Raw genomic sequence first — 20,989 nt, forward strand, 5'->3', positions numbered from 1 at the left:
TCGCGTTAAAAGCACGAAATTTGCACAAAAACCCGTCACCTTTCAGTGACGGGTTTTTTTTGTCACGCATTTTGCATGGTAAGGGTGCGAAAACCGCGTTTCAGTGTTAGCGTTAGAGCAAAAGATTGTTATGCTTGAATTATGGCGATGCCGTACCCATTACAGAGGGACTGGCTGATAATCCGTCCATCAGGTTACAATCAGTACAGCAGATTTTTTCAATTTTTATCCAGGAGACGGAAATGTCATACAGCGGAGAACGAGATAATTTGGCCCCTCATATGGCGCTGGTGCCGATGGTCATTGAACAGACCTCACGCGGTGAGCGCTCTTTTGATATCTATTCTCGTCTACTTAAGGAACGCGTCATATTTCTGACCGGCCAGGTCGAAGACCATATGGCTAACCTGATCGTGGCGCAGATGCTGTTCCTGGAAGCGGAAAACCCGGAAAAAGATATCTATCTGTACATTAATTCTCCTGGCGGCGTAATTACTGCGGGGATGTCCATCTATGACACCATGCAGTTTATTAAGCCAGACGTCAGCACCATTTGTATGGGACAGGCGGCCTCTATGGGGGCGTTTTTGCTGACTGCCGGGGCGAAAGGCAAACGTTTCTGCTTGCCGAACTCTCGCGTCATGATCCACCAGCCGCTGGGCGGCTACCAGGGCCAGGCGACGGATATTGAAATTCACGCCCGCGAAATTTTGAAAGTAAAAGGGCGCATGAATGAACTTATGGCGCATCATACGGGTCAATCTCTTGAGCAGATTGAACGTGATACTGAGCGCGATCGCTTCCTCTCCGCGCCTGAAGCGGTAGAGTACGGTTTGGTTGACTCAATTTTGACCCATCGTAATTGATGCCCTGGACGCAAGTGTGCCGCTATACACTTCATCCTTCACGCTACCTCGGTGTTGGCTGCCAGCGCGCCTCCCAGTGACTTACTTATGTAAGCGCCTGCGGAGTCGCTGAGTTGCCGCCTTGATGTAGCTCGAATGATTTTGTGTATATACTAATGAAGGGCGGCACAACGCTGATTAGCGGCTTGCGCCTGAGAATGGCATTTGCGTCGTCGTGTGCGGCACAAAGAACAAAGAAGAGGTTTTGACTCATGACAGATAAACGCAAAGATGGCTCGGGCAAATTGTTGTACTGCTCTTTTTGCGGCAAAAGCCAGCATGAAGTGCGCAAGCTGATTGCCGGTCCATCCGTGTATATCTGCGACGAATGCGTCGATTTATGTAACGACATTATTCGCGAAGAAATTAAAGAAGTTGCTCCGCACCGTGAACGTAGTGCGCTGCCGACGCCGCATGAAATTCGTACTCACCTGGACGATTACGTTATCGGCCAGGAGCAGGCGAAAAAAGTGCTGGCGGTGGCGGTCTATAACCACTACAAGCGTCTGCGTAACGGCGATACCAGCAATGGCGTCGAGTTAGGCAAAAGCAACATTCTGCTGATTGGACCGACCGGTTCCGGTAAAACGCTGCTGGCGGAAACGCTGGCGCGCTTGCTGGATGTGCCGTTCACTATGGCGGATGCAACCACGCTGACCGAAGCGGGTTACGTCGGTGAAGACGTCGAGAATATCATTCAGAAACTGTTGCAGAAATGCGACTACGACGTGCAAAAAGCGCAGCGTGGGATTGTCTACATTGATGAAATCGATAAGATTTCGCGTAAATCAGACAATCCGTCCATTACCCGCGATGTTTCCGGCGAAGGCGTACAGCAGGCGTTGCTGAAACTGATCGAAGGCACCGTCGCCGCGGTTCCACCGCAGGGCGGTCGCAAACATCCGCAGCAGGAGTTCTTACAGGTAGATACCTCTAAGATTCTGTTTATCTGCGGCGGCGCGTTTGCCGGTCTGGATAAAGTGATCGCTAACCGTGTTGAAACCGGCTCCGGCATTGGTTTTGGCGCGACGGTGAAAGCGAAGTCCGACAAAGCCAGCGAAGGCGAGCTGTTGTCGCAGGTTGAACCGGAAGATTTGATCAAATTTGGTCTGATTCCTGAGTTTATCGGTCGTCTGCCAGTGGTGGCGACGCTGAACGAACTCAGCGAAGAAGCGCTTATTCAAATCCTGAAAGAGCCGAAAAATGCGCTGACCAAGCAGTATCAGGCGCTGTTTAACCTGGAAGGCGTCGATCTGGAATTCCGTGACGAAGCGCTGGACGCTATCGCCAGGAAAGCAATGGCGCGTAAAACCGGCGCCCGTGGCCTGCGTTCTATCGTCGAAGCAGCGCTGCTGGATACCATGTACGATTTGCCATCTATGGAAGACGTCGAAAAAGTGGTGATCGACGAGTCCGTTATTGCCGGTCAGAGTAAGCCGTTGCTGATTTACGGCAAACCGGAAGCGCAGGCTTCTGGCGAATAATTAAACATTCATACAATCAGTTAGCCAAAAAAGGGGGGATTTTATCTCCCCTTTCGTTTTTCCTGTAAACACGCCGTTGAATGTGTGGGAAACATCCCCATATACTGACGTACATGTTATAGGTGGTATGGAGCACAGCTATACTATCTGATTACCTGGCGGACACTAAACTAAGAGAGAGCTCTATGAATCCTGAGCGTTCTGAACGCATTGAAATCCCCGTATTGCCCTTGCGCGATGTGGTGGTTTATCCGCACATGGTCATACCCTTATTTGTAGGGCGGGAAAAATCTATCCGTTGTCTGGAAGCGGCTATGGACCATGATAAAAAAATCATGCTGGTCGCCCAGAAGGAAGCATCAACGGATGAGCCGGGTGTAAACGATCTTTTCACCGTCGGGACCGTGGCCTCTATTTTGCAGATGCTGAAACTGCCTGACGGCACCGTAAAAGTGCTGGTCGAGGGGTTACAGCGCGCGCGTATTTCCGCGCTGTCTGACAACGGCGAACATTTCTCCGCGAAGGCGGAGTACCTTGATTCGCCAGCCATTGATGAGCGTGAACAAGAAGTGCTGGTGCGTACCGCTATCAGCCAGTTCGAAGGCTACATCAAGCTGAACAAAAAAATTCCGCCGGAAGTGCTGACGTCACTCAATAGCATTGACGACCCTGCACGTCTGGCTGACACCATCGCCGCGCATATGCCGCTGAAACTGGCGGATAAACAGTCCGTACTGGAGATGTCCGACGTTAACGAACGTCTGGAATATCTGATGGCGATGATGGAATCTGAAATCGATCTGCTGCAGGTTGAGAAACGCATTCGCAACCGCGTGAAAAAGCAGATGGAGAAATCCCAGCGCGAGTACTATCTGAACGAGCAAATGAAAGCGATTCAGAAAGAACTTGGCGAGATGGACGACGCGCCGGACGAAAACGAAGCGCTGAAGCGTAAGATCGACGCGGCGAAAATGCCGAAAGAGGCGAAAGAGAAAGCGGAAGCGGAACTGCAGAAGCTGAAAATGATGTCTCCGATGTCGGCGGAAGCGACCGTGGTGCGCGGCTACATCGACTGGATGGTGCAAGTGCCGTGGAATGCGCGTAGCAAGGTCAAAAAAGACCTGCGTCAGGCGCAGGAAATCCTCGATACTGACCATTATGGTCTGGAGCGCGTGAAAGACCGCATCCTTGAGTATCTCGCGGTTCAAAGCCGTGTAAATAAAATCAAGGGGCCGATCCTGTGTCTGGTGGGGCCGCCGGGGGTAGGTAAAACCTCGTTGGGCCAGTCCATCGCTAAAGCAACAGGGCGTAAATATATCCGTATGGCGCTGGGCGGCGTGCGTGATGAAGCGGAAATCCGCGGTCATCGCCGGACTTACATTGGCTCTATGCCGGGTAAACTGATCCAAAAAATGGCCAAAGTGGGGGTTAAAAACCCACTGTTCCTGCTCGATGAGATCGACAAAATGTCTTCTGACATGCGCGGCGATCCGGCTTCCGCACTGCTGGAAGTGCTGGATCCGGAGCAGAACGTGGCGTTCAGCGATCATTACCTGGAAGTGGATTACGATCTCAGCGATGTGATGTTTGTCGCCACTTCCAACTCCATGAACATTCCGGCGCCGCTGCTGGATCGTATGGAAGTGATCCGTCTGTCCGGTTATACCGAAGACGAGAAGCTGAATATTGCTAAACGTCACCTGCTGCCGAAGCAGATCGAGCGTAACGCGCTGAAGAAAGGCGAACTGACGGTCGACGATAGCGCGATTATCGGTATTATCCGCTATTACACGCGTGAAGCGGGCGTTCGTAGTCTGGAGCGTGAAATCTCCAAACTGTGCCGCAAAGCGGTTAAACAACTGTTGCTCGATAAGTCGTTAAAACATATCGAAATTAACGGCGATAATCTGCACGACTACCTCGGTGTGCAGCGCTTTGATTATGGCCGCGCGGATAGCGAAAACCGCGTAGGTCAGGTGACGGGCCTGGCGTGGACGGAAGTGGGCGGCGATCTGTTGACCATCGAAACCGCCTGCGTACCGGGCAAAGGCAAGTTGACCTACACCGGCTCGCTCGGTGAAGTGATGCAGGAATCTATTCAGGCGGCGCTGACCGTGGTGCGCGCGCGCGCGGAAAAACTGGGTATTAATCCGGACTTTTACGAAAAACGCGATATCCACGTTCACGTGCCGGAAGGCGCAACGCCGAAAGACGGTCCAAGTGCCGGTATCGCGATGTGTACCGCGCTGGTTTCCTGCCTGACTGGTAATCCGGTGCGCGCAGATGTGGCAATGACCGGTGAGATCACGCTGCGTGGTCAGGTGTTGCCGATCGGCGGCCTGAAAGAAAAACTGTTGGCGGCGCATCGCGGCGGGATTAAAACGGTCTTAATTCCATTCGAAAATAAACGTGACCTGGAGGAAATTCCGGACAACGTCATTGCCGATCTGGATATTCATCCGGTTAAGCGTATTGAGGAAGTTCTGACGCTTGCTCTGCAAAACGAACCGTCTGGAATGCAGGTTGTAACCGCAAAATAGTGACCTCGCGCAAATAGCGCTAATAAAAACAGGGCTGGCAGGCTATTTCGGACTTGCCAGCCTTTTTTTGTATAGCTAATTTAGATGGTTGATTGGGTCTGCCACCATTAACGGGTGTTGTAAGGGCGTGGCAGGCCTGATATAACTGCTGCGCGGTCGTACTTCGAAGGATTCAGGTGCGATATAAATTATAAAGAGGAAGAGAAGAGTGAATAAATCTCAACTGATCGAAAAAATTGCTGCAGGGGCTGATATCTCTAAGGCTGCGGCTGGACGTGCGTTAGATGCGATTATTGCTTCTGTTACCGAATCTCTGAAAGAAGGGGATGACGTTGCACTGGTAGGCTTTGGTACTTTTGCTGTTAAAGAGCGTGCTGCCCGTACTGGTCGCAACCCGCAAACAGGTAAAGAGATCACCATCGCCGCTGCCAAAGTGCCGAGTTTCCGTGCAGGTAAAGCGCTGAAAGACGCGGTAAACTAAGCGTGATCCCCTCGGGGGATGTGACAAAGTACAAGGGCGCATCAACTGATGTGCCTTTTTTATTGGCGATTCGGGACTTTCTGTGCGTTGCGGGCTGACAATTGCCCTCGTTTCTTGTCACAATAGGCTTTTGTGCGCCGCGTTCAGAAAATGCGATGCGCGTGAAGTCTCTATACGCAAATCATTCAGGTTGCGTCGACGCGGCAACTGAGCGAATCACTCGGTAGCCAGCAGAGAAGCCGCCTGAAAGATAAAGTGTAAAGTCACCTACAGCGGAGTGTGGTTACACCATGATGGACAGCTTACGCACGGCTGCAAACAGTCTCGTGCTCAAGATTATTTTCGTTATCATTATCGTGTCGTTCATTTTGACCGGCGTTAGTGGTTACCTGATTGGCGGAAGCAATAACTACGCCGCAAAAGTGAATGGCCAGGAAATCAGCCGGGCACAGTTTGAGAATGCGTTTAATAACGAACGTAACCGTATGCAGCAGCAGTTGGGCGACAGGTATTCTGAACTGGCGGCCAACGAAGGTTATATGAAAAGCCTGCGCCAGCAGGTGCTGAATCGTCTGATAGATGAAGCGCTGTTGGATCAATATTCCCGCGAACTGAAACTGGGCATCAGCGATGAGCAGGTAAAACAGGCGATTTTCGCCACTCCCGCTTTTCAGGTGGACGGTAAGTTTGACAACAACCGCTATAACGCGATTGTGAATCAGATGGGAATGACCGCCGATCAGTACGCTCAGGCGCTGCGTAACCAGCTTACCACTCAGCAACTGATCAACGGCGTGGCCGGTACTGATTTTATGCTGAAAGGGGAAACCGACGAACTGGCGGCATTAGTCTCTCAACAGCGCGTGGTGCGTGAAGCCGTTATTGATGTCAACGCGCTGGCGGCGAAGCAGCAGGTAACAGATCAGGAAGTGTCCAGCTACTACGATCAGAATAAAGTCCGCTTTATGACGCCGGAACAGTTCCGCGTAAGCTATATCAAGCTGGATGCCGCGACGATGCAGGCACCGGTCAGCGATGCGGATATTCAGGCCTATTATGACCAGCATGTAGATCAGTTTACTCAGCCGGAGCGCATTCGTTACAGCATTATTCAGACCAAAACGGAAGATGATGCGAAAGCGGTACTGGATGCGCTGAACAAGGGCGAAGATTTCGCCACGCTGGCGAAAGAGAAATCCACCGATATCATCTCTGCGCGTAATGGCGGCGATATGGGCTGGCTGGAAGAGTCTGCCACGGTGCCGGAACTGAAAAACGCCGGATTAAAAGAAAAAGGCCAGATATCTGGCGTGATTAAGTCGTCTGTCGGTTTTCTGGTGGCGCGTCTGGATGATATTCAGCCTGCCAAAGTGAAACCGTTAAGCGAGGTTCGCGACGACATTGCCGCGAAAGTGAAACAAGAAAAAGCGCTGGATGCTTACTATGCGTTGCAGCAGAAGGTGAGCGATGCGGCAAGCAACGACAATGAGTCGTTAGCAGGCGCTGAACAGGTCGCTGGCGTAAAAGCGGTTGAAACCGGCTGGTTTAGCCGTGACACCTTACCGGAAGAGCTGAACTTCAAACCGGTAGCCGATGCTATCTTTAATGGCGGTCTGGTGGGCGAAAACGGTACGCCGGGGCCGAATTCAGACATTATCACCGTAGATGGCGACCGGGCTTTTGTTGTGCGCGTGAGCGAACATAAACCTGAAGCCGTGAAGCCGTTGGCAGAAGTGAAAGAACAGGTCACTGCCCTGGTAAAGCATAACAAAGCGGAACAACAGGCGAAGCTGGATGCGGAAAAACTGCTGGTCGAGCTGAAAGCGGGCAAAGGCGCGGAAGCGATGAAAGCGGCGGGTCTGAGTTTTGGCGAGCCTAAAACGTTAAGTCGTACCAGTCAGGATCCGGTGAGTCAGGCGGCCTTTGCGTTAAGCCTTCCGACGAAAGATAAGCCAGTTTATGGCGTGGCGAACGATATGCAGGGTAACGTCGTTCTGCTGGCGTTTGACGAGGTGAAAGCGGGCGCCATGCCGGAAGCGCAGAAAAAAGCGATGGTGCAGGGCATCACGCAGAACAATGCGCAAATTGTCTTTGAGGCGCTGATGAGCAATCTGCGTAAAGAGGCGAAAATCAAAATCGGCGACGCTCTGGAACAGCAGTAATCGTCGAGGCGCTTCGCAAAAAATTGCAAAACGTTGTATCCCACAAAGGCCGCTTTCGCGGCCTTTTCCATTTCTGAGAATTGCCGTTTGTTCGTTTTTCTCCGCCCCGCTATCGTGGCTGCACTGTTAACAAACAAGGAGAAAACAGTATGAAACACGGAATTAAAGCACTGCTTATTACGCTTTCTTTAACCTGCGCGGGCATGGCCCATAGCGCGCTGGCGGCGACGCCTGTCGCAAAAAATGCAGCGGTGGAAACAAAAGCGGATACGCCTTCTTCATCCTCCGCCAAAGCGGCATTACCTGCTAAAGCCAGCGATGATGAAGGTACCAGGGTGAGCATTAATACCGCGTCTGCGGAGGATCTGGCGCGGGTGATGAACGGCGTTGGGCTGAAAAAAGCGCAGGCTATTGTGAGCTATCGGGAGGAGTATGGTCCTTTTAAAACGGTGGATGATTTAAAGCAGGTGCCGGGAATGGGAAGCGCGCTGGTGGAGCGTAATCTGGCAGTTTTAACATTGTAATCACTTGCACAGTGGCCAAAATTTGCCAGACTGTAGAGGTCATACCAGTTATGACCTCTGTACTTGTCGTTTACTTATAACAACAACGTAAGGTTATTGCGCTATGCAAACACAAATCAAAGTTCGTGGATATCATCTTGATGTTTATCAACATGTTAATAATGCCCGCTATCTGGAGTTTCTGGAAGAGGCCCGTTGGGATGGGCTGGAAAACAGCGACAGCTTTCAGTGGATGACGGCCCGCAATATTGCCTTTGTGGTGGTAAACATCAATATAAATTACCGTCGCCCGGCGGTATTGAGCGATCTACTGACCGTGACCAGCCAGGTACAACAGCTTAACGGTAAAAGCGGCGTATTAAGCCAGACGATTACGCTGGAGCCAGAAGGGCAGGTGGTGGCTGATGCGCTCATCACGTTTGTTTGTATTGATTTAAAAACGCAAAAAGCGCTGCCGCTGGAAGGCGAATTGCGTGAAAAGCTGGAACAGATGGTGCAATAACGCCTCGCTGTCTGATGGCGTTGAACTTGTTCGGCCTGGCGATATTGACCATGGTGCATATCGCCAGGCCGGATAAGGCGCGTGCGCCGCCATCCGGCAAAACAATCACCTTAACCCGGTTTTTTGCTTCATTGCCGCCATCACCGCCGCTTTATTCGACAGATAATGATTCAGGCCGTTAGCGCGCAGATTACAGGCCGCGCAATGACCACAGCCATTGCCTTTAATGCCGTTATAGCAGGTCAGCGTCTCTTCGCGAACCAAATCCAGTTGGCCCCAATAATCGGCCAGCGCCCAGGTTTCAGCTTTATCGATCCACATTAAGGGCGTTTCGAAACGGATATCTTTCGCCATGCCCAGATTCACCGCGTGATTCAGCGCTTTGACGAACTCATCGCGACAGTCTGGATAGCCGGAAAAATCGGTCTCGCAAACGCCGGTGATCACCGCCTCGGCTTTGACCTGATAAGCGTAAATCGCCGCCAGCGTCAGAAAGAGAATATTGCGTCCCGGTACGAAAGTATTGGGGATACCGTCAGCGTTCGGTTCATAGTCCGGCACCGGAATGCTATCCCGCGTCAGGCTGCTGACCGCCAGTTCGTTCAGCAAAGTGACATCCAGCACTTTATGCGCGCGTGCGCCAAGTTTTAACGCCAGTGCGCGCGCGACATCAATCTCTGCGCGGTGGCGCTGACCATAATCAAACGTGACACAATGCACTTCATCATACTGATGCCGCGCTTGCGCCAGACAAGTGGTGGAGTCCTGACCTCCACTAAATACAACAACGGCGCGTTTCATAGTTATCCTGATCAATGACGAAAACCAATATGGTAACGCGTACGGATAATCCCGACCAGCTTCTTCACGGCGAAGGCGGCGGAAGCCAGGCTTCGCTAAATTCAAACCAGCCGCGAGGGGTGAGTCGAACGCCGTTAACGCCCGGTGGGGCGCTGATGCGATAGTGATAATTAAACAGCGGCGTAAGTGTGGCGTCATCCATCAGGTTGGCAAAAACTTGTTGTAGCGCGGCGCGGCGATCTTTTTCATTGGGCTGAATTTGCAGAGCGTCAAGCGTAGCCTGCAGATGGGAAAACGCAGGCGCGTCCAGGACATGTGACCAGATCTGATCGCAACGTAGCCACTGCTCCAGCGTATATTCCGGCGCTTCGCCGATCAGCCTGTCGCCCATCATCAGATCCGCTTGCGCCAACGCAGGGCAGTTATCCCAGTTTTTGGCATTATGAAAAATCAACGTTAACTCACAGCCGAGCGTCGCCAGGTAATGTCGAAGCTGTTCCGCCATCGTATGCAGCTCTACGGGAAGGTGATACGCCAGGGTAAGTTTTTTCGGCAATGGCGTTTCATCAACGTCCTGCCATTGCGGGATTGTCCAGCCGGGTAGCAGCCCCTGACTTGGCATAATCAAGTTCTCATCTACCGGCAAGGTTTTCAGCAGCGAAGTATGATGGATAATATGTATCAGACGCCGCGCCTGCTGTACGTTGAGCCGTGAGCCCTTTTTGAGGGTTAAATAACAAAAGCCCAGGCTGATACCACTACTTACCTGACTCAGCGTCGCCAGCTCTTCCGGTTTGCCGATGGCAATCTGCACCGGATGGCGGCAACTGGTGCCCAGATCCTGGGCAAACAGTTGCGGGGTGATCCAGAATTCAATCGCTTTCAGCAGCGGATGGCTGAGGTGATAATGGTCATGACTTTCCAGACGCACCAGTTCCGGCGTGAACAACGCCAGGCGAAAAGGACCGGTGCCGATAAGCGGCAGGTCAGGATGCGCCAGACCGCTACAATAGCTCGCCAGACGATGCGCCAGCCAGTAATCAGGTCGGTGAAGGAGAAAGGTCAGGCACTGAGGATGCGTTACTTCGATCCGTGCGACGCTAATAAACAATTTGCTTAGCGCCGGTAGGGTAAGCAGCCTTTCCAGGCGTTCGTGTAGCTGCGCGGTGTCCACCGCATCGCCATTATGCCAGTGCAGCGTGGAGCGAATATAAAAATCCCAGCGTAAACCGTCGGCGGAAACCTCCCAGTGATGCGCCAAATCCCCGCAAGGATATTGACTGTCGCGGTCGAAGCGCGTTAACCCGGAAAAAACTTGCCCTGCGAGATGCTGTTCCGCGCGTCCTGGCAGAAAACCCGGCTGCAGCGGATCAAGCGGACGATAGTAGGGAATACGCAATGTCGGCGTATCGTTTTGCCATTGGCCGCCCATAAAAGGCTGGAGCATCGCCCGTAACTCGCCCGGCGCCAGCTGCGCCAGTTCCAGTACGTTGAGCTGCTGCCCTTTTTCCAGCGCCTGTTCCATCATGGCGGTGCGGAGCGATTCCGGCGTGACCAGAAACTGGAGCCGTCCACGTTTCCCGCGCCCGGACTGCGCCTCCCATCTTAGCCAACCCGCCTGCTGGGCCTGACGCAGCAGCGTTCGCAGATGGCGCTCGCTACAAAAACAGCGTTCGGCCAGTTCGCTAACGGTGACATGTTGCGTTTCCCCGGCGGAAGGCTGCCAGAGGCGTTGATATTGATTAAGCCGATTCAGTAGCCTCATAGAAACCCGGAACACTTCCTTTTATCTGTTCACTATTACTTCCGTATATCTCAGGTAATACTGAACAACAAGTTAACCGCGTCACAGTGTGGAGAAAGAGATGGCCCGTCTGGCAGCATTTGATATGGATGGCACGTTATTAATGCCCGATCACCATTTGGGTAGAGAAACGATCGCCACGCTGGCGCGTCTGCGCGAACGCGATATCACCCTGACATTCGCTACGGGTCGTCACGTGCTGGAGATGCGGCATATTCTGGGGACGCTTTCACTGGATGCTTATCTTATTACCGGTAACGGGACGCGAATTCACTCGCTGGAAGGCGACGTGCTGCATCGTCAGGATCTCGATCCTCAGGTTGCCGATACGGTGATGCACCATGCCTGGGATACCCGAGCCAGTATGCATGTGTTTAATGACAACGGCTGGTTTACAGGCCAGGAGATCCCCGCGCTACTCCAGGCGCACGTCTACAGCGGCTTTCGTTATCAGGTTATCGATATAAAAAGTATTCCGGCCCATCAGGTGACGAAGATCTGTTTTTGCGGCGATCATGACGATCTGATCCGTTTGCGCATTCAGCTCAATGAGGCGCTGGAAGAACGCGCGCACCTCTGTTTCTCTGCCGTCGACTGCCTGGAAGTGCTACCGCTGGGGTGCAATAAAGGATCGGCGCTGGCGGTATTGAGCAACCATTTAGGGCTTTCACTGGCAGATTGCATGGCGTTTGGCGACGCGATGAACGATCGGGAAATGCTGGGCAGCGTCGGGCGGGGGCTCATTATGGGCAATGCCATGCCGCAGCTTATCGCCGCGCTGCCACACCTTTCGGTTATCGGACATTGTGGTAATCAAGCGGTATCACACTTTTTGACGCATTGGCTGGACAATCCGCATCTACCTTATTCCCCCGAATGAGAGATCTCTTCCAGCAAGCCAGACATTCAGTCTGGCTTTTTTTTGGTTTCTAGTCGCCGGTAAGTAATTTTGCGATGGCCGCTGACCACGGCGTCAAATCGCCGATATGGTCGCTAACCCAGGACGGATGGTAATAGGTATCCAGATAGCGATCGCCGCTATCGCACAATAACGTCACGATAGCGCCGGTTTCTCCAGCCTCGCGCATCCGGGCCGCAAGCTGCAGCGCTCCCCACATATTCGTGCCGGTAGAGGCGCCGACTTTACGGCCTAGCTGCGTTTCCAGCCAGTGTGCGGTGGCAACGCTGGCGGCGTCCGGCACGCGCAGCATCTCATCCACGACATCCGGAATAAAAGAAGGCTCTACTCGCGGACGACCAATTCCTTCAATTTTACTGCCCACCGGGCTGCGTAATGAAGCGTCGCGATCCTGCCAGTAAGGTAAAAAGACGGAATTTTCCGGATCCACCACCATGAGCTGAGTATCATAGCCCTGGCAGCGAATATAGCGCCCAATCGTCGCAGAGGTTCCGCCCGTTCCGGCGCTCATGACGATAAATCGCGGTACCGGATGGGGTTCGTTGCGCATCTGGCGGAAAATACTGTCGGCAATATTATTGTTGCCCCGCCAGTCGGTAGCTCGTTCTGCGTAGGTAAACTGGTCCATATAGTGACCGTTCAGTTCATGCGCCAGCCGCTCGGAGGCGGCATAAATTTCGCAGGCGCTCTCCACAAAATGACAGTGGCCGCCGTAAAATTGAATCTGTTCGATTTTACGTTTTGCGGTACAGGCGGGCATGACGGCGATGAACGGCAGTCCCAGTAAACGCGCGAACCAGGCTTCGGAAATCGCCGTTGAGCCTGATGACGCTTCAATAATCGGAGTGCCTTCTTTAATCCAGCCATTGCACAGCCCATAAAGGAACAGCGAGCGCGCCAGACGATGCTTGAGGCTACCGGTGGGATGCGTGCTTTCGTCTTTCAGGTAAAGCTGGATACCTGGAAATGCCGACAGGGGCAAACGAATAAGATGCGTATCCGCCGAGCGCTGGTGGTCAGCGTTAATTTCATTAATGGCATTTTTAACCCAATTGCTACTCATCATTAATATCCATTTATCATTTTGTGCCAAGAGTAGCGAAAAGTACGGAAAAAATTGTTGCTATTTGACCTTTAAATTACAATGTAAGGAGAAAAATATTCTCTATGGAGTGGGTATGTTAGATAAAATTGACCGTAAACTGCTTTGCTTATTGCAGCAGGACTGTACCCTCTCTTTGCAGGCGCTGGCGGATGCCGTTAATCTGACGACAACGCCTTGCTGGAAGCGGCTTAAACGCCTGGAAGATGACGGTATCCTGCTTGGCAGGGTCGCGCTGCTGGACCCGGAAAAACTGGGTCTGGGATTAACCGCTTTTGTGTTGATAAAAACGCAGCACCACAGCAGTGAATGGTACTGTCGGTTCGTGACCGTCGTCTCTGAGATGCCGGAAGTGCTTGGCTTCTGGCGGATGGCGGGGGAATACGACTATCTGATGCGAGTTCAGGTGGCCGACATGAAGCGGTATGACGACTTCTATAAACGTCTGGTCAATAGCGTCCCAGGACTGTCAGACGTCACCTCCAGTTTTGCGATGGAACAGATTAAGTACACCACCTCTCTGCCCATTGAATAATTCTCCCGGTATTGCCGGAAATCATATCAGGAAATAACGCGTGCGATTATTTGCTCAATTAAGCTGGTACTTTCGCCGGGAATGGCGTCGCTATCTTGGCGCGGTGGCCCTGCTTATGCTTATTGCGATGCTTCAGCTGATCCCGCCCAAAGTGGTGGGGATTGTCGTGGATGGCGTAACCGCACAGCATTTTACTCCAGGCCGAATAGCGATGTGGATTGGCACCATTGCCCTGATCGCCGTAGTGGTCTATTTGTTGCGCTATGTCTGGCGCGTGCTGCTATTTGGTGCTTCTTATCAATTAGCCGTCGAACTGCGTGAAGATTATTATCGCCAGCTGAGTCGTCAGCATCCTGAATTTTATCAGCGCCATCGAACGGGCGATCTTATCGCGCGCGCGACGAATGATGTGGATCGCGTCGTATTTGCGGCGGGCGAGGGCGTTCTGACGCTGGTTGACTCGCTGGTAATGGGCTGCGCGGTACTGATTGTTATGTCGACGCAAATTAGCTGGCAGCTAACGCTATTAGCGCTGTTGCCGATGCCGATTATGGCGCTGATGATCAAACGTTACGGCGATCGGCTGCATGATTATTTCAAACTGGCGCAGGCTGCCTTTTCCAGCCTGAACGACCGCACGCAGGAGAGTCTGACCAGCATCCGCATGATCAAAGCGTTTGGTCTGGAGGACCGCCAGTCTTCGCTGTTTGCGGCGGATGCCGAAGATACCGGCAAGAAAAATATGCGCGTGGCGCGTATTGACGCGCGTTTTGATCCAACCATTTACATCGCCATTGGCATGGCGAACCTGCTCGCGATTAGCGGCGGAAGCTGGATGGTGGTTAACGGCAGCCTGACGCTGGGCGAACTCACCAGCTTTATGATGTATCTGGGGTTGATGATTTGGCCGATGCTGGCGCTGGCCTGGATGTTTAATATCGTGGAGCGGGGTAGCGCCGCATACAGCCGCATCCGCGCCATGCTGGCGGAAGCGCCGGTAGTTAAGGATGGCGAAGAGCCGGTCCCGGCGGGGCGTGGCGAACTGACGGCGGCCATTCGTGAGTTTTGCTATCCGCAAACGACTCATCCGGCGCTGGAGAATGTGAACTTTCGTCTTAAACCGGGTCAGATGCTGGGGATATGCGGTCCGACCGGCGCGGGGAAAAGCACAATATTGTCGCTTATCCAGCGCCATTTTGATGTGACGCAGGGAGAGATCCGTTTCCATGACGTGCCGTTGACGCATCTGCAACTGGATAGCTGGCGTAGCCGACTGGCGGTCGTCAGCCAGACGCCGTTTTTGTTCTCGGACTCTATTGCCAATAATATTGCGCTCGGACGCCCGGAGGCGACTCAGGAGGAGATTGAACAGGTGGCGCGTTTAGCCAGCGTACATGAGGATATTCTCCGCTTGCCTCAGGGCTACGACACGCAGGTAGGTGAACGTGGCGTCATGTTATCGGGAGGGCAAAAACAGCGTATCTCGATTGCCAGAGCGCTACTGTTAAATGCGGAAATTCTGCTTCTCGATGATGCGCTTTCTGCAGTAGATGGCCGCACGGAGCATCAGATTTTGCATAATTTGCGCCAGTGGGGCGAAGGGCGTACGGTCATCATCAGCGCGCATCGTTTATCCGCGCTGACCGACGCCAATGAAATTATCGTTATGCAACATGGTCATGTTGTTCAGCGCGGCGATCACGATCAACTGGCGCAGCAGATTGGCTGGTATCGCGATATGTATCGCTATCAGCAACTGGAGGCCGCTCTGGATGACGCGCCGGAACGCGGCGAGGAGGCGGTGAATGCGTAGTTTTGGACAGCTATGGCCGACGCTGAAACGGTTGCTGGCGTATGGCTCGCCATGGCGAAAACCGCTCTCTGTCGCGGTGATGATGCTGTGGATTGCGGCGGCGGCGGAGGTTAGCGGTCCGCTGCTGATCAGCTATTTCATTGATAACATGGTGGCCCGCCACCATTTACCGTTGGGCAAGGTCGCGGGGCTGGCGGCCGCCTATGTGGGGCTACAGTTTCTGGCGGCGGGTCTCCATTACGCCCAGTCTTTATTATTTAACCGGGCGGCCGTTGGCGTGGTTCAGTCCTTGCGCACGGACGTCATGGATGCCGCCTTGCGCCAGCCGCTAAGCGCTTTCGACACGCAGCCTGTCGGACAATTAATTTCACGTGTGACCAACGATACGGAAGTCATCCGCGATCTGTACGTCACGGTCGTCGCAACGGTATTACGTAGCGCGGCGTTGATCGGCGCCATGCTGGTCGCCATGTTCAGCCTTGACTGGCGGATGGCGCTGGTGGCGATTTTGATTTTTCCGGCGGTATTGACCGTGATGATCATTTATCAGCGCTACAGCACGCCGATTGTACGCCGCGTGCGGGCATACCTGGCGGATATTAACGACGGCTTTAACGAAATCATCAACGGGATGAGCGTAATTCAGCAGTTTCGCCAGCAGGCGCGCTTCGGCGAACGCATGGGCGAGGCCAGCCGCTCGCACTACATGGCTCGGATGCAGACGCTGCGCTTAGACGGCTTTTTATTGCGTCCGCTGCTTAGCCTCTTTTCCGCGCTCATTTTATGCGGTCTGTTGATGCTTTTCAGCTTTACGTCTGCCGGCACGATTGAGGTCGGGGTGCTGTATGCGTTCATTAGCTATTTGTCACGTCTGAACGAGCCGCTCATTGAACTGACCACCCAGCAATCCATGCTACAGCAGGCGGTTGTGGCGGGAGAACGTGTTTTTGAACTGATGGATCGCCCGCGCCAGCGCTATGGCAGCGACGACAGGCCGTTACAAAGCGGGGCGATTGATATTGATCATCTGTCGTTTGCTTACCGCGACGATAATCTTGTTTTACAGGACATTACGCTATCAGTACCGTCCCGTAGCTTTGTGGCGCTGGTGGGGCACACCGGCAGCGGGAAGAGCACGCTCGCCAGCTTATTAATGGGGTATTACCCCCTGACACAAGGCGAAATTCGGCTGGATGGGCGAGAAATCGCCTCTCTTAATCATCGCGTTTTACGCCAGGGCGTGGCGATGGTTCAACAGGACCCGGTAGTGATGGCGGATACCTTTCTGGCTAATGTGACGCTGGGGCGCGATGTCTCCGAGGCGCAGGTGTGGCAGGCGCTGGAAACGGTACAACTGGCAGACCTGGCGCGCGGGCTGAGCGACGGGCTGCATACGCATCTCGGCGAGCAGGGAAATACGTTGTCCGTCGGGCAAAAACAGCTATTGGCGCTGGCGCGCGTGCTGGTTGACGCCCCGCAAATATTAATTCTTGATGAAGCGACGGCCAGCATCGATTCCGGCACTGAGCAGGCGATACAGCAGGCGCTGGCGGCGATTCGCGAGCGCACCACGTTGGTGGTTATTGCCCATCGGCTATCGACAATCGTGGAGGCGGATACCATTCTGGTTCTCCATCGCGGCCAGGCGGTGGAGCGCGGGACGCATCAACAATTGCTGGCGGCGCAAGGGCGCTACTGGCAAATGTATCAATTACAGTTAGTTGGCGAGGAGTTAGCCGCCAGCGTACACGAAGAACCCGGCCCTGCGGCATAAGGTTTGGCACCACAGGGCAAAGCCTCGCCCATCATGCACCGTCGTGGTGCGTTTTTCTTTCCCTGCTTCGATTTTGGGGCGCGTCAATATAAAGACGCGCCGCTAACCGCGCTTTTCCTCGCTCGCCAGCTTCTGGCACATCCTTTGCAATATCCATTCTGAAGAGTCCATGCGCGGCGGCAGCCGTTACCTAATTCTGACTGGAGGGTTCTATGAAGCTGGTTACCGTGATTATCAAACCGTTCAAGCTGGAGGACGTGCGGGAGGCGCTTTCTTCCATTGGCATTCAGGGACTGACCGTCACCGAAGTGAAAGGGTTTGGCCGTCAGAAAGGACACGCCGAACTGTATCGCGGCGCGGAGTACAGCGTGAATTTCCTGCCGAAGGTCAAAATTGATGTGGCTATCGCCGACGACCAACTGGAAGAGGTGATCGATATCATCAGTAAAGCGGCTTACACCGGAAAAATTGGCGACGGCAAAATTTTCGTCGCGGAGCTCATGCGCGTTATTCGGATTCGTACCGGCGAAGCTGACGAAGCAGCGCTGTAAGACCCGCCACACAGCAACAGGAAATGAAAAAATGAAGATAGCGATGATAAAAACCACACTGGCTTCACTGGCGCTGCTGCCTGGGCTAACGATAGCCGCGCCAGCGGTTGCCGATAAAGCGGATAGTGCTTTTATGATGATTTGCACCGCGCTGGTGCTGTTCATGACGATACCGGGTATCGCGCTGTTTTACGGCGGATTAATTCGCGCCAAGAACGTGCTGTCAATGTTAACGCAAGTGACCGTCACCTTTGCGCTGGTCTGTATTTTATGGGTGGTGTACGGCTATTCGCTGGCTTTTGGCGAAGGGAATCATTTCTTCGGTAATGCTGATGGGGCGATGTTGAAGAATATCGCGTTGACGGCGGTAACGGGTACGATTTATCAGTATATTCATGTCGCGTTTCAGGGATCTTTCGCCTGTATTACCGTCGGGCTGATTGTCGGCGCGCTGGCGGAGCGTATTCGTTTTTCGGCGGTACTGATTTTTGTCGTGGTGTGGTTCACGCTCTCTTATATCCCGATTGCGCACATGGTGTGGGGCGGCGGCCTGCTGGCTGCTCACGGCGCGCTGGATTTTGCCGGTGGTACGGTGGTGCATATTAACGCCGCTATCGCCGGGCTGGTGGGGGCTTATTTAATTGGCAAACGCGTCGGCTTTGGGAAAGAAGCATTTAAACCCCATAACCTGCCGATGGTTTTTATCGGTACTGCGATTCTGTATATCGGCTGGTTTGGATTTAACGCGGGTTCTGCGGGGAGCGCAAACGAGATAGCAGCGCTGGCCTTTGTGAACACCGTGGTGGCGACCGCCGCCGCGATTCTGGGGTGGATTATCGGCGAGTGGACGCTACGCGGTAAGCCTTCCCTGCTGGGGGCGTGTTCCGGCGCGATTGCCGGTCTGGTCGGCGTGACGCCAGCCTGTGGCTATGTTGGCGTTGGCGGCGCGCTGGTTATCGGCGTTATTGCGGGTCTGGCGGGATTGTGGGGAGTCACCATGCTTAAACGTCTGCTACGGGTAGATGATCCGTGCGACGTATTTGGCGTTCACGGCGTTTGCGGAATAGTCGGCTGTATCCTGACCGGCGTTTTTGCCGCCAGTTCGCTGGGCGGCGTTGGCTTTGTCGACGGCGTTACGATGGGACATCAGGTGATGGTACAGCTGGAAAGTATTGCTATTACGGTCGTCTGGTCCGGCGTTGTCGCGTTTGTTGGTTACAAACTGGCGGATATCCTTGTTGGACTGCGTGTACCGGAAGAGCAGGAGCGTGAGGGGCTGGATGTGAACAGTCACGGCGAGAATGCGTATAACGCGTGATTGCGCAACATGCCTGATGGCGCTGCGCTTACCCAGTCTACCGTAGGCCGGATAAGCGCAGCGTCATCAGGCCATTAACGCCGCATAGCAGCATGTTTTTTAATTGTGATTACGCATTACCCCTTCCTGCACGGTTGAAGCGACCAGCGCGCCATCCTGAGTATAAAACTCGCCGCGAACAAAGCCCCGGGCGCTGGAGGCGGAAGTGCTCTCCACGCTATAAAGTAGCCATTCATTAAAATTGAACGGACGATGGAACCACATAGAGTGATCGATAGTGGCGATCTGAATGCCCTTTTCCAGAAAACCGATGCCGTGAGGCTGAAGCGCGACGGGAAGGAAATTCAGATCCGAGGCGTATCCCAGTAAATATTGATGGACGCGAATGTCATCCGGAACGGTGCCGTTGGCGCGAATCCATACCTGACGCACAGGCGCGGCGACGTGACCTTTCAACGGATTGTGAAATTCGACGGGACGAATTTCCAGCGGGCGATCGCAGAGAAACTTTTCTTTCAGAATCGGCGGCAGTAAATGCGCCAGCGATTGCGCGATTTCCGTTTCTGACGGTAGTCCTTCCGGCCCGACTGCCGTCGGCATGGTTTTTTGATGTTCAAAACCCGGTTCCGGCGCCTGGAATGAGGCGGTCATGTAAAAGATGGGTTTCCCGTTCTGAATAGCGGCAACGCGGCGGGCGCTGAAGCTGTTCCCATCGCGCAGCACTTCTACGTCATAGATAATGGGTTTTTGGCTGTCGCCTGGCCGCAGAAAATAACTGTGGAATGAATGCACCAGTCGCGCTTCCGGCACCGTTTCTTTGGCGGCATAGAGCGCCTGGCCCACCACCTGACCGCCAAATACCTGGCGCAGCCCTAAGTCTTCACTTTGGCCCCGAAAGAGTCCTTCTTCAATTTTTTCCAGATTCAATAATGTCAGCAAATTATTCAGTGTCTGACTCATACATACTCTCCAGGTGACAACGATGCCGAAGCGAGGTAGGGCAGAGTATAACGCAATTTTGCAAGTGGTCCGATGGGTACAAAAGTCTGAATAACAGACCAATTCCAGGCAAAAATGAGTGACATGTGCCACACTTAATCACGTTATGTTTCTGTTAACCACTCTTCCGGCGGGGGGAAAGGCCTGCTGGTGCATTGATGATAAGGAGAATTGAATGAAACTCGTGCACATCGTAAGTGGTTTAGCGGTTGCGATATCTCTGGCGGCCTGCGCTGATAAAAGCGCTGATATCCAGACGCCTGCGCCAAACCCTAACATGTCGATTACAGCTAACCAGTCTACTATTCAGCAACCCAATGTTTCCGGTACCGTCTGGATCCGCCAGAAGGTCGCTCTGCCGCCAGATGCGGTGCTGACCGTGACGCTTTCAGATGCTTCGCTGGCTGATGCGCCGTCTAAGGTGCTGTCGCAAAAAGCGGTACGTACCGAAGGTAAACAGGCGCCTTTCAGTTTTGTGTTGCCGTTTAACCCATCAGATATTCAACCTAACGCGCGCATTCTCCTGAGCGCGGCCATCACCGTTGATAATAAGCTGGTATTTATTACCGATAGCGTGAAACCGGTGATTAATAATGGCGGCACTAAAGCGGATCTGACGCTGGTACCGGTACAGCAAACGGCGGTGCCTGTGCAGGCCGGCGGTGGTGCGACGACGACGGTTCCATCGACTTCGCCGACCCAGGTCAATCCGTCTTCTGCCGTTCCTGCGCCTACCCAGTATTAATCCTGCGCCAACCCTCTCCGTTACGGAGAG

At 53.5% G+C, this 20,989-nt stretch carries 18 protein-coding genes; 14 read left to right on the plus strand and 4 right to left on the minus strand.

All coding sequences use genetic code 11. The features are described from left to right. Positions 1-242: 242 nt before the first annotated feature. The 7 genes from clpP (at position 243) to fadM (ending at position 8,598) form a co-directional block, all read left to right on the plus strand. Positions 243-866 (plus strand): ATP-dependent Clp endopeptidase proteolytic subunit ClpP, encoded by a 624-nt coding sequence (gene clpP / locus ABVM99_RS11065; RefSeq protein WP_000122257.1) that lies wholly within the window; start codon positions 243-245, stop codon positions 864-866. Positions 867-1,117: 251 nt separating this feature from the next. Further along, a complete protein-coding gene (clpX, locus tag ABVM99_RS11070) occupies positions 1,118-2,389 on the plus strand; it encodes an ATP-dependent protease ATP-binding subunit ClpX (protein WP_000130314.1) in 1,272 nt (423 codons plus the stop codon). Positions 2,390-2,574: 185 nt separating this feature from the next. Further along, positions 2,575-4,929: an endopeptidase La gene (gene lon, locus ABVM99_RS11075; protein ID WP_001067723.1), complete on the plus strand. Its 2,355-nt coding sequence runs from the start codon at positions 2,575-2,577 to the stop codon at positions 4,927-4,929. Between the two features lie 190 nt (positions 4,930-5,119). Next, on the plus strand, positions 5,120-5,410 hold the full coding sequence (hupB, locus tag ABVM99_RS11080) for a nucleoid-associated protein HU-beta (RefSeq protein WP_254888479.1): 291 nt from the start codon (positions 5,120-5,122) through the stop codon (positions 5,408-5,410). Positions 5,411-5,700: 290 nt separating this feature from the next. Next, the gene (gene ppiD, locus ABVM99_RS11085; protein ID WP_000969434.1) at positions 5,701-7,572 is read left to right on the plus strand and encodes a peptidylprolyl isomerase; all 1,872 of its coding nucleotides are present in this window, start codon (positions 5,701-5,703) and stop codon (positions 7,570-7,572) included. Positions 7,573-7,721: 149 nt separating this feature from the next. After that, on the plus strand, positions 7,722-8,096 hold the full coding sequence (locus ABVM99_RS11090; RefSeq protein ID WP_000680322.1) for a helix-hairpin-helix domain-containing protein: 375 nt from the start codon (positions 7,722-7,724) through the stop codon (positions 8,094-8,096). A gap of 103 nt (positions 8,097-8,199) precedes the next feature. Further along, positions 8,200-8,598, plus strand: a complete 399-nt coding sequence (fadM, locus tag ABVM99_RS11095) for a long-chain acyl-CoA thioesterase FadM (protein WP_001194543.1) — start codon at positions 8,200-8,202, stop codon at positions 8,596-8,598. Positions 8,599-8,703: 105 nt separating this feature from the next. Here fadM and queC read toward each other — a convergent pair whose 3' ends face one another. Together queC and ABVM99_RS11105 are read right to left on the minus strand one after the other, a co-directional pair. Next, positions 8,704-9,399: a 7-cyano-7-deazaguanine synthase QueC gene (gene queC / locus ABVM99_RS11100; protein WP_023194844.1), complete on the minus strand. Its 696-nt coding sequence runs from the start codon at positions 9,397-9,399 to the stop codon at positions 8,704-8,706. A gap of 64 nt (positions 9,400-9,463) precedes the next feature. Continuing rightward, a complete protein-coding gene (locus ABVM99_RS11105) occupies positions 9,464-11,164 on the minus strand; it encodes an SgrR family transcriptional regulator (RefSeq protein ID WP_001238163.1) in 1,701 nt (566 codons plus the stop codon). A 100-nt stretch (positions 11,165-11,264) separates the two neighbouring features. Between ABVM99_RS11105 and cof the strand changes: the two genes are divergently transcribed. Further along, a complete protein-coding gene (gene cof, locus ABVM99_RS11110; RefSeq protein ID WP_000113030.1) occupies positions 11,265-12,083 on the plus strand; it encodes an HMP-PP phosphatase in 819 nt (272 codons plus the stop codon). 49 nt (positions 12,084-12,132) lie between these two features. Here the strand turns inward: cof and cdsH are convergent, their stop codons facing one another. After that, positions 12,133-13,188 (minus strand): cysteine desulfhydrase, encoded by a 1,056-nt coding sequence (gene cdsH / locus ABVM99_RS11115; protein ID WP_000987850.1) that lies wholly within the window; start codon positions 13,186-13,188, stop codon positions 12,133-12,135. 112 nt (positions 13,189-13,300) lie between these two features. On the opposite strand from cdsH, the gene decR reads away from it, so the two are divergent. The 5 genes from decR to amtB all read left to right on the plus strand — a co-directional run bounded on the left by decR (position 13,301) and on the right by amtB (position 19,215). Beyond that, positions 13,301-13,759: a DNA-binding transcriptional regulator DecR gene (gene decR, locus ABVM99_RS11120; protein ID WP_000884593.1), complete on the plus strand. Its 459-nt coding sequence runs from the start codon at positions 13,301-13,303 to the stop codon at positions 13,757-13,759. A 40-nt stretch (positions 13,760-13,799) separates the two neighbouring features. Beyond that, complete coding sequence (locus ABVM99_RS11125; protein ID WP_001235566.1) at positions 13,800-15,572, plus strand: SmdA family multidrug ABC transporter permease/ATP-binding protein; 1,773 nt, start codon at positions 13,800-13,802, stop codon at positions 15,570-15,572. Beyond that, complete coding sequence (locus ABVM99_RS11130; RefSeq protein ID WP_001256070.1) at positions 15,565-17,346, plus strand: SmdB family multidrug efflux ABC transporter permease/ATP-binding protein; 1,782 nt, start codon at positions 15,565-15,567, stop codon at positions 17,344-17,346. Before ABVM99_RS11125 ends, ABVM99_RS11130 begins: the two co-directional genes overlap by 8 nt. A gap of 212 nt (positions 17,347-17,558) precedes the next feature. Next, positions 17,559-17,897, plus strand: coding sequence for a P-II family nitrogen regulator (gene glnK / locus ABVM99_RS11135; protein WP_000780341.1), 339 nt, complete (start codon positions 17,559-17,561; stop codon positions 17,895-17,897). Between the two features lie 31 nt (positions 17,898-17,928). Next, the gene (gene amtB, locus ABVM99_RS11140) at positions 17,929-19,215 is read left to right on the plus strand and encodes an ammonium transporter AmtB (RefSeq protein ID WP_000684907.1); all 1,287 of its coding nucleotides are present in this window, start codon (positions 17,929-17,931) and stop codon (positions 19,213-19,215) included. Between the two features lie 99 nt (positions 19,216-19,314). Here amtB and tesB read toward each other — a convergent pair whose 3' ends face one another. Then, a complete protein-coding gene (gene tesB / locus ABVM99_RS11145) occupies positions 19,315-20,175 on the minus strand; it encodes an acyl-CoA thioesterase II (protein WP_000084176.1) in 861 nt (286 codons plus the stop codon). Between the two features lie 214 nt (positions 20,176-20,389). On the opposite strand from tesB, the gene ABVM99_RS11150 reads away from it, so the two are divergent. Further along, positions 20,390-20,959, plus strand: a complete 570-nt coding sequence (locus ABVM99_RS11150) for a YbaY family lipoprotein (RefSeq protein ID WP_000779801.1) — start codon at positions 20,390-20,392, stop codon at positions 20,957-20,959. Positions 20,960-20,989: the final 30 nt, after the last annotated feature.

The sequence above is a fragment of the Salmonella sp. SJTUF15591 genome, assembly GCF_043356435.1.
Lineage (GTDB): Bacteria > Pseudomonadota > Gammaproteobacteria > Enterobacterales > Enterobacteriaceae > Salmonella > Salmonella enterica.